Consider the following 13437-nt stretch of genomic DNA (forward strand, 5'->3'; position numbering starts at 1 on the left):
TCATGACCATGGCCCTCTCAATGCATACTCAGGGAGAGCGCAACACGTTCAGCCGCGCAGGATTCGGTAGGTTTCAGGCTCGCCCTGGTTGCCTCCTGCACCTCGCGCTTCGCGGCAGCCAAATCTGCCATAAAAGCGGGATTGCCATGCAGAACGGCTACCGTGGCGGCGCCCATGATGCGGCCCGCGTCCACGTCACTTTGCCAATGCGCATCACAAATCACACGGCTTTGGCCAAAGGCCAAACCACGGGCCAACAGCTCTGTCGCCCGTGCCGGCTGGATTTCGGCCAACACCAATCCCCACGCCCAGCCTGCCGCCGAGTGCCCGGACGGCCAGGAACCGTCATTTTTCAACAGGGGCTCCATGTCCTTGCGGCAAGTTCCCTCGTTGTGCTGCACAAACGGGCGAGTACGGTTATAGGCGTTCTTTCCGGCATAGGTTGAGCCACCGGCATCCGTCAATACGCGCTGCATCATAGAGTAGAGGTGCGGGGTATTTTTCTGGTTGATGTCAGTGCCCAGCGCGCACGAAAACGCCTGAGCCGGGGCCGGGAACATCAACTCGGCATCCGTCGCGGCCAGCTTTTCACGAGCGCTGCCGCGTAGAGCCAATGCGGCCCGCCTGGCTTCTTCATCGCGTGCGAAGGCCGCAGAGTCCGGTTTTGGCGGTGCCCCCAGCAAGGCTAAATGCACCGGTAGGCTGGCGGGTTCCAGGTAGCCTGGCGCCAGCTTAAAATGAGGGTCCGTAATCACCGGGCCCGTGTCATTCGCCGCCGCAATGCCGGAATACAACAGACCGGCTAACGGCGCGATCAGATATAAGAGATGACATGATTTTTTCATTGTTGCCTCCAGATTCGGTTTATGCCGCAGGGGGAATGGCACTCTCATTGCCTCGCAGTAATTACCCCACCGTGTTATTCGGTTCAGGACGGAATTCTCTGCCGCGAAAAAACAGCCAAATCATGAATACTTGCCCCGGCCACGTTATAAATCCACCGCTACCGGGGGCGATTATTTTAAGCCATGCAAGCTGGTCGCCTCGACTAAATAAAACGGATCACTGCGGCTGTGGGAAATGCCATTTACCGTTAAGAATTTCGTTACCAGGCTGATAAAGCCTGACGGTATAATTCCAGCCTGGCATTGTCGGCAAACAGTTGGCGATCTTGCCGTCGCAGCCCCCAAATTGGATCATAATCGAGCCATCATCACTTTTTTTAGCGGTGAGGTTATTTAACGAATAAGCATCATAGGGGTTCTTTTCAAAATAACCGGCGGCGTTATAAACGCTCACGGACCAGAAACTTTTAACCGGAACCTGCCCGACCTTGAGCCGATAAACGGTTTTCCCATCATTTTTCGGCATCACGCCGCCGAGATAGATGGCGTCCTTGCTCGGATTGCCGCCCCAGCCGGAAGCTGTGGCAATCAAATGCTGAATAGGATCAACCGAGCTCTTGGTACCAAAAGCCTGGTTATAGTTAGGGAGCGTAGCGCCGAGTACCAATAGGGCATCGCGCATCTTTTTCTGACTCACCGGATCCCATTTCGGTACGACGAATTCCCCTGCCCGTGCCTGACTGACCTTGATGGCATCCTGCAGTACATGTACCTGCTCAAGGTCTTTGCGATCGGAGGGATCGACCAGCGTACGGATCGCGACAAAAACATAGCGAGTGCCGACCGCATCTTTGGTTAAAGTACGGCTGCCGGCGCCGTAAAAGACGGCGGGTACGTAGTGATCTTCATTGACCACCAGCATCGACATGAATCTTTTACCCGCTTCAGGCAAGCTGATGGTGACCGGGCCGGCATCAAGATCGAATACCGCACTCGAATAAAGCGTATCCCGATTCATACGGATGACACTTTGCGCGTCAATGGCAACGGGTTCGCGACTATGCACAAACCGTCCCAGGCCGCCCTCCTGCACCATATTGCCCATATAGAGATCGGACTCAGCACGGATAAAATTATCGACGCCCACCGGCATCACTTCGCCCGTGACGGATTGAGCGTTCGCACTTGCCAATGTTGCCAATGTGAGTGCGACCACGCTGGCCGTGGATAGATAAGTCATGTAACCCCCCTGATGGTATGAATTAATACAGTTTCCCAATGCCAATCCTTTCTTATTTTGCGATCTCTGAACACATCGCCAGCGACGCTAGGAATTGTCTTAGCGGACTGTATAAGAACGCCTCGAAAGAGACTTGCCATTTGACGCCAAAGATAAAGCCGGCAGGCATAAGGGACGCAAAATACAGGGGAGATGGGCTTTATTGTTGCTGAGCGTTATCGATTGGGAGAAATTGCTGGTGACGCAAAGCACCCAGAGTCGGATGACCCCAGGAGGCATTAAAATGAGGGAGAAATCTTTGGCGTGTTTGTGGCTGCGAGTAAGTTGACGCTCACCCTTTCTTTGAGGCTGAGCGGTAAAACGACGGCGTGCTTCCGGTCCAGCGTTTAAAAGCGCGAGTAAAGTGCGCCTGATCGCTGTAACCGACCATATAGGCAATTTCAGTCGCCGAGTATTTGCCGCTGGCCATGAGCTGCAGAGCTTCGCAGCGACGGGTTTCATCACGCAGGGCTTCGAATTCGACACCGCAATACTTGAGACGACGCTGCAGGGTTCTCGGTGACAGCCTGATGCTTTTGGAAATAACGGTAAGTTTAGGCTGCTCCGGATCGGCGATCCGTTTGATTAACGCGCCTGCCGTTTCAACCGTCGTCCGCAAGGCTTCAGTGGTTTTCCAAGCCTCATCACGGATATTTTTCAGCGGGATCTCGAGCAAATCGCGGTCGAACTCAATCATGTTGTAGTTCGAATTCATCACCAGATTCGGCCCCAGGCACTCTTCAAGCGCGTCGTCCCCTCTTTCCCTCGAGGACTTGATGTGAACACGGATGGAAGAAGGCTCGCCGGACATCAGCGGAACTTTTCTGAGCACCGCCAAACTGCCGAGGATAAATTGCCGCGGATCGGCTTCATATTGCCCGGTGAATTGGTGGATGAGTTTCGTCGTACGGCCTTCGGTGACAATGTTTACTTCTCCCCCCTGATGCAGCATGGCCGCGTGGGTTGCCGCCAGCGCACAGGCCTGGGCGATATTCGTTGAGTTCATGATCATTTCGCCCCAAACGCCAAGCGAACGAATTTCGGTCAGGTGCCCCACATAGGCGCCACCAAAAGGATCCTGCGTGATGGCAGCCATTTCATTGGCAATACGAAAACAGGCCGATCGCGGGATCCAGATATCGGGGTTTTGGAAAATGTTTGGGGAAATGCCAAGGCGTTGAAAGAACTCCAACGACGATACCCCTCGCATGGCCAGATAAGGGGCCATCTGGAGAAAACTTCTCAGCTTGATGGAAGGCGTAATATTCGTCATCGGCGTTCGCACCTGTTATTAAGGCCTACGAAGAGAAACTGTTTGAGCGCACAGAGCAGCGTCGGAGCAAAAACATTGCCCAACCCAAGCTTCTGATCGCGGCGTTATGTACGACGGATAACCAATTTTGAGGAGTATATCTGACCTTGGAGAAAAAACTATATCTTCGCGTAACGCGTTTCATTCGTAGTCCCCCGGCTCCATTCCCCTCCCGCGCAGAAGCCGCAATGCCGCTGTCTGTTTGAGCACAGCGGCACTCCATTAAGCCGCTCAATTCACCGGCAGCGCCAATACCTGATCGGTGGTTTTGATTTCGGCAAACACATCGGCTACCCCGGCCAGCGCGGCACGTTGCAGCACGGCGTGGTCGACAATTTGGTTGTCCCAGGTAGCCAGATCGCGGGTGGCGGTGGCATCTTCAGGAATAATCACCGTATATCCCAGCGGTACCGCGTCGCGCGCCGTTGATGAAACACACATATGGGTCATCAAACCGCTGATCACCAGCTGCTTGATACCGGCCTGCTTAAGTTGACGATCCAGATCGGTACCGACAAACGAGCTGGGGGTGGCTTTGGTAATAACACGATCGCTGCCAGAGGGTTGCAGGTCAGGATGGAATTCGGCGAACTTGCTCCCTTCGGCAAACAGAGGGCCATTCGCCGGGCCAAGATGACGCACAAAAAACACCGGCATCTTATGCTGATGGGCGAAACTGACTAAGCGCTGCGTATTTTTCAACGCCTTAACGCCGTCGGGGATCGGCATTTTGCCTATAAAATATTCATTTTGATAATCAATCACTAACAGCGCCGTGGCATTGGCTGATAAGGATTGCGTTGGCTGGGCACCACTCAGGGTACGAATGGTCGTTGCGGCTGGCGTGTCGGCGGAAAAAGCCAGGCTGGAAGCCACCATCGAGAGCGTCAATGCGCTGCAAGCCATCAGTTTTTTCATTCTCATTTATCCTTGTTAGAGCAGAAAACAGCAGGCAATATCCTGCCAGGGTCGGGATAAATTCTGTGGGTTTTGGGGGCGTGATAACAGATAGCGCAACACCCAAAAGCGATACCATCAGGCCAAATTTCCTGCCGGCGTTTAACCATCAAAGGAAGCCGTATGTCGCCACTTAAAGTGGGTATCGTGGTTTTTAACAATATCATCCCGTTTCACCTTTCGGTCCCCTGCGCGGTCTTTGAGAAGGCGTTAAACGGCAAGGGCGAACCGGCGTATCAATTATTGATTTGCGCCACCGAGCCTGGGCCATTGAAAACCAACGCCGGCTTCTCGATTATCGCGGAATATGGGCTGGCGGCGCTGGCACAAGCCGATATGGTGATAGTGCCGAGCTGGAGCGATCCCGAAGTCCTGCCACCGACACCGTTAATCGATGCCTTGCTCAGTGCCCATGCGCGCGGAGCCACTCTGGTCGGGTTGTGCATGGGGGCATTTGTTCTGGCGGCAGCCGGGCTGCTCAATGGACGACCGGCAACCACCCATTGGCGGTGGATGTCGGACTTCCTGCAGCGCTATCCGCAGGTCTCCGTAGACAAGAACGTGCTGTACGTGGATAACGACGATATCGTCACTTCGGCAGGAACCGCCGCCAGCATCGACTGCTGCCTGCATCTGGTACGCAAGCGTTGTGGCGCAGAGACAGCCAATGCGGTAGCCCGGCAGTTGGTGGTGCCGCCGCATAGACAAGGGGGCCAGGCGCAGTTTATCGAGCAGCCGGTGTATAACACCGCCGGAGGGGACAGATTTATGCAAACGCTGAATTGGGCGACAGAAAATCTGCAGCAGCCGCTGACGCTGGACCAACTGGCGGAAAGAGCCTGCATGAGCCGCCGCAGCTTTACCCGCCGTTTTCAGCAAACCACCGGCACCAGCGTGATGCAGTGGCTGTTGAACCAACGACTGGCGATGGCGCAGCGCTTCCTGGAGAAAACTGACCAGCCGGTTGAACGCATCGCACAGGCTGCAGGTTTCGCCACTGCGCTGTCAATGCGCAGGCATTTTCAACGGCAGTTCAAAACGTCCCCGTCCTTATATCGCAAAGAGTTTCGGGTGACGGATCATTAAGAATAACGGCAGCGGTGTTTTTTTATCGCGTGAGGACGGGTGAGGCGTGGATCACAGACAAAATCATCTGTAAGTGATTGAATAATGGCGGAGAGAGGGGGATTTGAACCCCCGGTAGAGTTGCCCCTACTCCAGTTTTCGAGACTGGTCCGTTCAGCCGCTCCGGCATCTCTCCTTCAAGTGCTTGCTATCATGCCCCTTTTTGCGGCATTTTTACAGAGTTAGCCTCCAGCCGAATGTTCAAGTGACGATTTTACGAGCAACGCGATGATTAAATGGCCGTGGAAAACGCAACAACCGCAGGCGGAAACGCTTGCCCAGTGGCAAGACGCGCTGGCAATCCCTCTGCTTTCTCCTTTGGATGAGCAGGAACAACAGCGGCTGATTGCCGTTGCCGGGCAGATTTTACAGCAAAAAAGCATCGTCCCCTTGCAGGGGCTGCAGTTGACGTCACAGATGCAGGCACGCATCGCCCTGCTGTTCGCCCTGCCGGTGCTTGAGCTGGGTGCCGAATGCCTCGACGGTTTCAATGAGATCCTGCTCTACCCGACGCCCTTTGTGGTAGAGGACGAATGGCAGGACGACTTCGGCCTGGTGCACACCGGGCCGGTGGTGCAGTCTGGTCAAAGCTGGGAACAGGGGCCGATCGTGCTTAACTGGCAGGACGTGCAGGACTCGTTCGATCTTTCCGGCTTTAACCTGGTGATCCACGAAGCCGTCCACAAGCTGGATATGCGCAACGGCGGCAGCGCCACCGGTGTGCCCCCTCTTCCGCTGCGCGACATTGCCGCCTGGGAACATGACTTGCACGCAGCAATGGAAAATCTGCAGGACGAGATCGACATGGTGGGCGAAGAAGCCGCCAGCATGGACGCTTACGCCGCCTCCGATCCAGCCGAGTGCTTCGCCGTACTGTCGGAGTATTTTTTCAGCGCACCCGAGCTGTTGGCCAACCGCTTTCCAGCGCTGTACCAACATTTCACCCGCTTCTTTAAGCAGGATCCGCTGGCGCGTTTACAACGGCTTCAGGCCGATAGCGGTGCGGAACTGCCTTAAGTCGGCCGCATTGCTCAGATGCTGAGCAGTCGCACCGAATCGGCTAATTTAGCGTTGACACACTCCAGGTGGCTGGATATGATGCGCCCCGTTCAGACAATTCCTCTGTAGTTCAGTCGGTAGAACGGCGGACTGTTAATCCGTATGTCACTGGTTCGAGTCCAGTCAGAGGAGCCATATTAGAGAAGCCCGCTTAAGGAAACTTAAGCGGGCTTTTTGCTGTTCGGGATTACTGAATCTTTGACAGAATCCGATGTTATCCATAACGATGCCGCGTTAACGGTGTTCAGTGCTTTCGGCCAGGAAGCACTATAGCTTTTCTGAGGCTCACACAGAGTTGAAGAGTGGCGCAAGCTCTGCCCACCGATGACTATGGGCATCCAGACACTTTGTAGATCTCAGCAATCACCTGCATCGTTGCGTCTTCGAGCAGGCCTTCATTACGGCATAAAAACCAGCCGTGGTTTGCAATTTCTCTCTCGAACGCATGGGTACAAGCAACATGCTCTTCCAGCTTATGAATCACCGTACTGCTTAGCCCACGCGGCCGAGCCGCCGCCCTCGCCCATGAGATCTCAGGCGCAGTAATAACCCCGACATGCAGGTCTGGCGTTCGCACGTTTCGTTCAATGTTAAGTTGTAAAATCTCGGCAAATGGAAGCATCCGACGAAACGCGGCATCCGAGGGATACCAGCGATCCATCAAGATAATGCTGTCCGGTGGCTGTTTAGTCAGCACATGCTGGGAAATCCATGCACGGCTATCCGCAAATCGCGCACAGACCTCCAGTTCCAAATCCAGAGTGGGATTTCTGGCAAGTTTGTTAACAAGGGCCATGGTTTCCGCCCTGTAGGGATCGCTTTTTTTCTCACAAAGTCGGATCACCTTCTTGTTGTCTGCCCTTAGTCTTTTCGTAATGGCTTCCAACAGTGTGGTTTTACCGGCGCCCTTGGGCCCATCCAGAGCAACAAACAGCTGACGACTCATTCTGCAAATGACGATTGATATACGGTTTTTGTAAAGCTTGAATCTGGCAAAAACATCTTACTTCCTTGGTATGAATAGCTGCCCTCCCTCTTGGTTCGTCGGGGCACCTGGCGCGTCAGCGCGAATCGGATCGAGGGATTTTATCAACAGACACCGATGAACATTCCGGCAATGGCGCTAACTCACCCGTTTAAAAACCCAGAATTACGGCCGTGCATGGTCATAGCCCATAGGTTGTGACCTGCGCGAGGTAGTTTAAGGGATCCGCTGACAAAACGGAAAGCATCCCCCACCAAGACTGTTTTTAAAGCAGACAGACGTTGATGTGCAGCTTTGAGGGGAAGCAGGCGTTCTGTGTTTTGAGGCTCATTGCGCCAACGGGGCTCTCTGTGACTATTCAATGCTGCCTTATGTTGCGAAGGATATGTTACTCAATTTCTGATGCATGAAATCAATGAGCGCTCTTGTTTTAGCGGGTAAGTAACGCCGATCTGAATAAAGTGCGAACAATTGCAATGGAGCTGCCGATTGTTCAAAATCAATCTCGATTAACCGTCCATCGTTGATGTAGGGTTGGCATGCTTGTTTCGATAGAATGGCAAAGCCGACACCTGATATCGCCGCTCGTCCTGCCATCTCTCCGCTGTTTACCCGATAATGGCTTTTGACCTTAATAGTCTCGAATCCCCCCTTGTTATTAACAAACTGCCAGGGAGCACCTTTCAGTGCACTTACCGTTGTAATACAGGGTAATTCTTCAAATTGCTGTATACGCGAAGGGGTGCCATAACGCTCAATGACGGAGGGGGCTGCAACGATGCTGCAAGGGATAGTCACCAGATGACGGGCTATATAGTCACTGTCGTCCATCTGACCACGGCTGACAATGATAGCTAAATCCAGATCATCTCGCAGGGATTCAAAACCGGACAAATTTGTGACGCAGCTGATCTCCAGATCCGGGTACAGGCAGGCAAAATCGGCAACAACAGAACCCAGCAATGCAGGACCTATTTCATTGGGAATACAGATGCGTAATGGACCCTTGAGTTGCATTTGCCGCAAGGTTAATTCTGTCTCAGTTTGCTCAAGCGCCTCCAGTAATGGCTTCGCTCGGGTATAGAGCAAGTGCCCCGCCTGGGTGAGTTTCATATGTCGGGTGCTGCGCTCAATGAGCTGAAGATTCAGTTTTTCTTCTAACTGAGAAATACAACGACTCACATTGGATGTCGGCATTTCGAGGACTTTCGCTGCCCCAACAAAACTTTCTCTTTCAACCACAGCAATGAACACTTTGAGGGTATTAAAATCAAGAGCCGACCGCATTAATTATCCCATATATGATAATAATAAATGCCATTTTTACCATCTAATGAGCACTATTGATAGCAGTTAAACTCGGATATCTTTCATCTATAGGTCGCTTGCTATGCTACTGCTCTCAAAGCCATTTAATCATAAAACCCTCATACGGATAGCTATTGTAATGGCTTTTATCCAGTTCACTAATGCGCTGGAATATATGATGTTCAACCCTGTTTTTGCTTTTATGGCAGCAGATTTCTCAGTTCCTGTATCATTCTCAGGCTATGTATCTGGTATGTACACGTCTGGGGCAGTCCTGTCGGGGATTATCGCCTTTTACTGGATTGGTGGCTTCAATAAGAAACGTTTTTTAATCGCCAATATGGCACTACTAGGCCTGCTGACACTTTTGACTACATTCACCTCCAATTTTAGTCTTCTGCTTACATTACGATTCTGTGCAGGATTGGTTGGAGGTACGACTATGGGTGTGGGTATCAGTATATTGATAAATCACGCACCGGCTAGCTTGCGCGGAAAAATGTTGGCAACGGTGATTGCGTCATTTTCGATGGTAAGCATTGTAGGAATGCCCACTATATTATTTTTGTGCACTCATTATGATTGGCATGTCGCTTTGTGGTTAATCAGCACACTGTGTTTTTTGGCATTACCACTGATTGTCTCCATCATCCCTAAAGACCCAGTCTCTTTCGACACACACCACGCGCTGCCTCTCGATGCGGATACTTTACTGTTTGCTTCCAGTAATGCGCTGGTACAGTTTAGTCCAATGCTGGTCATTCCCATTCTGGTACCATTAATGACACAGCAATTGGGCGCTTCTCAAGACCTGTTGCCTTGGCTGTTCTTCGGCGGAGGTGTTACAGGGTACCTGTCTACAAAAATGACAGGCGCGTTAACCTCCCGTGTTTCTACTTTGATTCTGGCTACAGGGTCAACCATCGTCTTTATACTGAGCTTGCTAATACCCATCCTTGGCTATCCGCATGCGGCGCTATTTATCACTTTGTTTCTCAGCGCATCTTACAGTCGCCTGGTTTCATCTTCGGCGGTTACGATTCAGTTTCCTGATGACGGGCATCGAGCGGGATTCTCTTCATTACAGACATCAATAATGTATCTGATTACAACTGTCGCATTTTTCCTGTCCGCTTTTCTATTACCTGATCAAGGCATGACGCCACAAAATATAAACACGTTGCTGGCGATATGTGCAATTTCCGCATCAGGGTTCCCAATTATCGTTATCATTCTGCAAAAGAAACTGGCTAAACGCACGCTCCAACCTGATCATTGATTAGCATAATGTCCGCTGTTGGCACGCGGCAGACAAACACGTGACGCTGAAGGTCTGGTGAGAGCGAGGAGCGGACATTTAGATGATCATTATGTGGTTAACCACGCATATCGAAGCCGGATTTTTGAAAATCTCGATATAGCTCCGGGTTGGTGAAGACTGGGAATTTTGCATTTTGGGCCGCTGATTTTACCGCCTCGCAATATGCTTTATCGCCGTTACTAGTTGATATGTTTGAAGCCGAGCCATCCTGTTCAAATTCTATATGCAACCGGCATTGCCTTCCCTTCCACTTTTCTGGCTCAACAAGTTTGGCATTAACTGCAGCCCTGATTGCACGCGCTTGCGCGCCCCATTCATCCTGATCATCCCAGCGGCCAGAACTGCAACTTCCCGTCGCCGTAGTCTTATGGCAGCCGGAAGGATGTAACAGCACGCACCCCGTAGCAAGGCTGCCCACAACTACCAGCATAACGATTTTATTTACTGTTTCAGACGCTCCCACTTATTGCTCCAAATTCACCTAAATATCAATAGAACAGGAATATTATTCAGACATTCCTGGCACCTTTTCAACCAGTATTTATCTATATCAACTGGATGTTTCAAATGCGTCTTCTGAGCATGTAGAGGGGGCTAATAAGCTGTGATTGTTCCCTATGATTAGTACAACCGGTTTTTACCTCCGCCCAGGTACCAAACGGTCTGGCCCGAGGGACATGGCGTCTGCTATGAGCGAGAGCAGACATTCGGCTCTCTGCCATATCCCATGACAAAGAGCACGCCAGAAATAAATGGATTATACTAGTACGCTTTACTGCTTTGACGGGATGTGACAAATGTCATCGCGACCGCCCCCAGAAGTAAAAAACCACTCAAACCAAAAGTACTTCGCCATCCCAGACTGTCGAATATCAGACCTCCAGCCGTTGAACCAAGCGCAATCGAGAACTGGATCACCGCAACCATGAGACCACCACCCGCCTCTGCATCTTCGGGCAACGCCCGTGCAATCCACGTCCACCATCCCGTTGGCGCAGCCGTCGCCAGCAGCCCCCACAGGCTTAGCAAAATGGCAACAGCCCAGATGCTGTGTCCAACCAACAGTAACGTGCCGGCAGTCGCTGCCATAAGCAGGGGGATCATGATTAAGGTCTGATAAAACCTGGCGTTCAGGAACGTCGATACAAACATTGTACCGACAAAACCTGCTACGCCTATTGCGAGCAAAATCAGAGAGAGCCCGGAAGGACCTACGCGGGCTACGGTCTCAAGAAAGGGACGCACGTAGGTAAATAAGGCAAATTGTCCCATGAAAAACAGTCCGCAGGCCATCAGTCCCGTTGGTACGATAGAAACTCTGAACAGACGAAGCACAGATCTCTGTGGCTTTTGTTTTTTATCGATATCCATCATAGGTAGGCTGACCCATAGCCATATGAACGCGGCCATCGCAAGGGGGACGAGGCACAAAAAGGCCCCACGCCAACCGACGGTCGTCCCCAGGTAGCTACCAAGTGGGGCAGCCACAACGGTAGCCAGCGCGTTGCCGCCGTTAAAAATCGCCAGCGCGCGGGTAACCTGGTGCTGCGGCACGAGCCGAATGGCAGTTGCAGCCGACATTGACCAGAATCCACCGATGACGACGCCAATCAGAGCCCTCCCCAGCATATAAACCGGATAGTTAGGCGCCATGGCGATAACTATTCCCGATATGGCCATTAAGACCGTCAGCCCCAGCAGAAGATATTTTCGATTCAGATCTCCGGCAACATGGGAGATAGTCAGGCTGGTCAGTACCGCCAGCGCGCCAGATATGGCAATTCCTTGCCCTGCCAGCCCTTCAGTAATGTGTAAATCACTGGCAATGAGCGTAAGCAGACTGACCGGCATAAACTCGGAAGCGATCAGCACAAACACGCAAAGCGTCATGGCAAATACGCCCCCCCAGTATGCATCTGTTTTATTGGGTGATTTTTTCAGACTTACTATGGACATTATCAGCATCTCTTTATATCGCCCCGGCGAGATACAGCCGCAGCCGGGACAGACGTTATTCAGAGAATAACGACAAAAACGTGGTTGAGAATGAAGTGCGGGCGATGAACAGTCGCCTGCAAATATCAGACGGCTTCAGGCCATTATCTTAAGTTTGTTTTGAAAAAGTGCTCAAATTTAGCAAACGGGATCTTACCCGCAACGTTGTCGTACAGATCGACGTGGTTTGCCCCAGGGACAATCACTAACTCTTTCTCTTTGCTGCCGATCGCCTTAAAGGCATCTTCAGCAAAATAGCGTGAATGGGCTTTTTCGCCGGTCACGATGAGTGTAGGGATAGTGACTTCATTCGCATAACTCAGCAGCGGCATACTCATAAATGACAGCGGCATGGTTGCATTCCAGGCACCGGTTGAGTTGACCGAACGCGGATGAAAACCGCGAGGCATGCGATAATAGTCGAAGAACTCTTTCAGAACAGGATTGGGATTGGCGGGTAACGTTTCCGGCAAAATACGATCCGACGCACTGACGTTGCCCTTCTCATCCACATAGATATCATGCCCGCCGGGCGCGAAAGCACCATTTTCCGCATCCTTCCAGCGCTGGGCGTTCAGGTATTGCAGAACGGCACGGCGATCGGCGGTGGTATAACGGTCTTTGCCATCGCCCACGCCATGCCCCATCGCGCGGCTCATGTCATACATCACGCTGGTCGCCACCGCTTTGACGCGGGTATCCATCACGGCGTCGTTTAAGGCCATGCCGCCCCAGCCGCAAATACCTAGCAGCCCGATACGATGGCGATCCACCTCATTTTGCAGGCCTAAGAAATCAACCGCCGCGCTGAAATCCTCGGTGTTGATATCGGGAGACGCGACATTGCGCGGGTAGCCACCGCTCTCGCCCGTATAAGAAGGGTCGAACGCCAGGGTAACAAACCCCTGTTCCGCCAGCGTCTGCGCATACAGGCCGCTGGACTGCTCTTTCACCGCACCGAAGGGGCCGCTGACGGCAATAGCCGACAGCTTACGTTCGCCACGATCCTTCGGAATGTAGAGATCTCCGACCAAGGTGATCCCGTAGCGGTTCTGAAAGGTCACTTTACGGTGATCAACTTTCGTGCTTTCAGCAAAGGTTTTATCCCATTTAACGATCAGCGAAACAGGCGCGTTAGGATTAGTTGTATCGGCATAACTCATATTTGTGACTCCACTTAATGATGCGCATAGCAGCATGGCGGGTATCGCGGCTGTCAGTTTTTTGGTGAAAGCAGTCATCAAAATCCCC

12 protein-coding genes and 2 tRNA genes are annotated in these 13437 nt (G+C 52.2%); 4 read left to right on the top strand and 10 right to left on the bottom strand.

Annotated elements, in window-relative coordinates:
* Window positions 1-17 precede the first annotated feature (17 nt).
* The 4 genes from M2407_RS09520 to M2407_RS09535 all read right to left on the bottom strand — a co-directional run bounded on the left by M2407_RS09520 (window position 18) and on the right by M2407_RS09535 (window position 4354).
* Window positions 18-845 carry a phosphatase PAP2 family protein gene (locus tag M2407_RS09520; protein WP_259217777.1) on the bottom strand — a complete coding sequence of 276 codons (828 nt, stop codon included), beginning with the start codon at window positions 843-845 and terminating at the stop codon, window positions 18-20.
* 217 nt (window positions 846-1062) lie between these two features.
* Window positions 1063-2085 (bottom strand): DUF1254 domain-containing protein, encoded by a 1023-nt coding sequence (locus M2407_RS09525; protein WP_197821113.1) that lies wholly within the window; start codon window positions 2083-2085, stop codon window positions 1063-1065.
* A 331-nt stretch (window positions 2086-2416) separates the two neighbouring features.
* On the bottom strand, window positions 2417-3397 hold the full coding sequence (locus M2407_RS09530) for an AraC family transcriptional regulator (protein WP_041414736.1): 981 nt from the start codon (window positions 3395-3397) through the stop codon (window positions 2417-2419).
* Between the two features lie 270 nt (window positions 3398-3667).
* A complete protein-coding gene (locus tag M2407_RS09535; RefSeq protein WP_201896244.1) occupies window positions 3668-4354 on the bottom strand; it encodes a cysteine hydrolase family protein in 687 nt (228 codons plus the stop codon).
* 162 nt (window positions 4355-4516) lie between these two features.
* On the opposite strand from M2407_RS09535, the gene M2407_RS09540 reads away from it, so the two are divergent.
* Entirely contained in the window at window positions 4517-5479 is a 963-nt protein-coding gene (locus M2407_RS09540; RefSeq protein ID WP_142814935.1) for a GlxA family transcriptional regulator, read from the top strand.
* Window positions 5480-5564: 85 nt separating this feature from the next.
* Here M2407_RS09540 and M2407_RS09545 read toward each other — a convergent pair.
* Window positions 5565-5654 (bottom strand) — tRNA-Ser (locus M2407_RS09545).
* 92 nt (window positions 5655-5746) lie between these two features.
* On the opposite strand from M2407_RS09545, the gene mtfA reads away from it, so the two are divergent.
* Together mtfA and M2407_RS09555 are read left to right on the top strand one after the other, a co-directional pair.
* Window positions 5747-6535: a DgsA anti-repressor MtfA gene (mtfA, locus tag M2407_RS09550; protein WP_201896243.1), complete on the top strand. Its 789-nt coding sequence runs from the start codon at window positions 5747-5749 to the stop codon at window positions 6533-6535.
* Between the two features lie 101 nt (window positions 6536-6636).
* A tRNA-Asn gene (locus tag M2407_RS09555) sits at window positions 6637-6712 on the top strand.
* Window positions 6713-6905: 193 nt separating this feature from the next.
* Here M2407_RS09555 and M2407_RS09560 read toward each other — a convergent pair.
* Entirely contained in the window at window positions 6906-7523 is a 618-nt protein-coding gene (locus M2407_RS09560) for a dTMP kinase (RefSeq protein WP_201896242.1), read from the bottom strand.
* 408 nt (window positions 7524-7931) lie between these two features.
* The gene (locus M2407_RS09565) at window positions 7932-8849 is read right to left on the bottom strand and encodes a LysR family transcriptional regulator (protein ID WP_020827651.1); all 918 of its coding nucleotides are present in this window, start codon (window positions 8847-8849) and stop codon (window positions 7932-7934) included.
* 103 nt (window positions 8850-8952) lie between these two features.
* Between M2407_RS09565 and M2407_RS09570 the strand changes: the two genes are divergently transcribed.
* Window positions 8953-10149 carry an MFS transporter gene (locus tag M2407_RS09570; RefSeq protein WP_259217783.1) on the top strand — a complete coding sequence of 399 codons (1197 nt, stop codon included), beginning with the start codon at window positions 8953-8955 and terminating at the stop codon, window positions 10147-10149.
* Window positions 10150-10246: 97 nt separating this feature from the next.
* Here M2407_RS09570 and M2407_RS09575 read toward each other — a convergent pair whose 3' ends face one another.
* The 3 genes from M2407_RS09575 to M2407_RS09585 all read right to left on the bottom strand — a co-directional run bounded on the left by M2407_RS09575 (window position 10247) and on the right by M2407_RS09585 (window position 13427).
* Window positions 10247-10621 (bottom strand): cell envelope integrity TolA C-terminal domain-containing protein, encoded by a 375-nt coding sequence (locus tag M2407_RS09575; protein WP_201896451.1) that lies wholly within the window; start codon window positions 10619-10621, stop codon window positions 10247-10249.
* Window positions 10622-10953: 332 nt separating this feature from the next.
* Window positions 10954-12147 carry an MFS transporter gene (locus tag M2407_RS09580; RefSeq protein WP_041415494.1) on the bottom strand — a complete coding sequence of 398 codons (1194 nt, stop codon included), beginning with the start codon at window positions 12145-12147 and terminating at the stop codon, window positions 10954-10956.
* A gap of 143 nt (window positions 12148-12290) precedes the next feature.
* Window positions 12291-13427, bottom strand: coding sequence for an alpha/beta hydrolase (locus tag M2407_RS09585; protein ID WP_201896241.1), 1137 nt, complete (start codon window positions 13425-13427; stop codon window positions 12291-12293).
* Window positions 13428-13437 lie beyond the last annotated feature (10 nt).

This window comes from Serratia sp. BIGb0234, assembly GCF_024809915.1.
GTDB lineage: Bacteria > Pseudomonadota > Gammaproteobacteria > Enterobacterales > Enterobacteriaceae > Serratia > Serratia liquefaciens.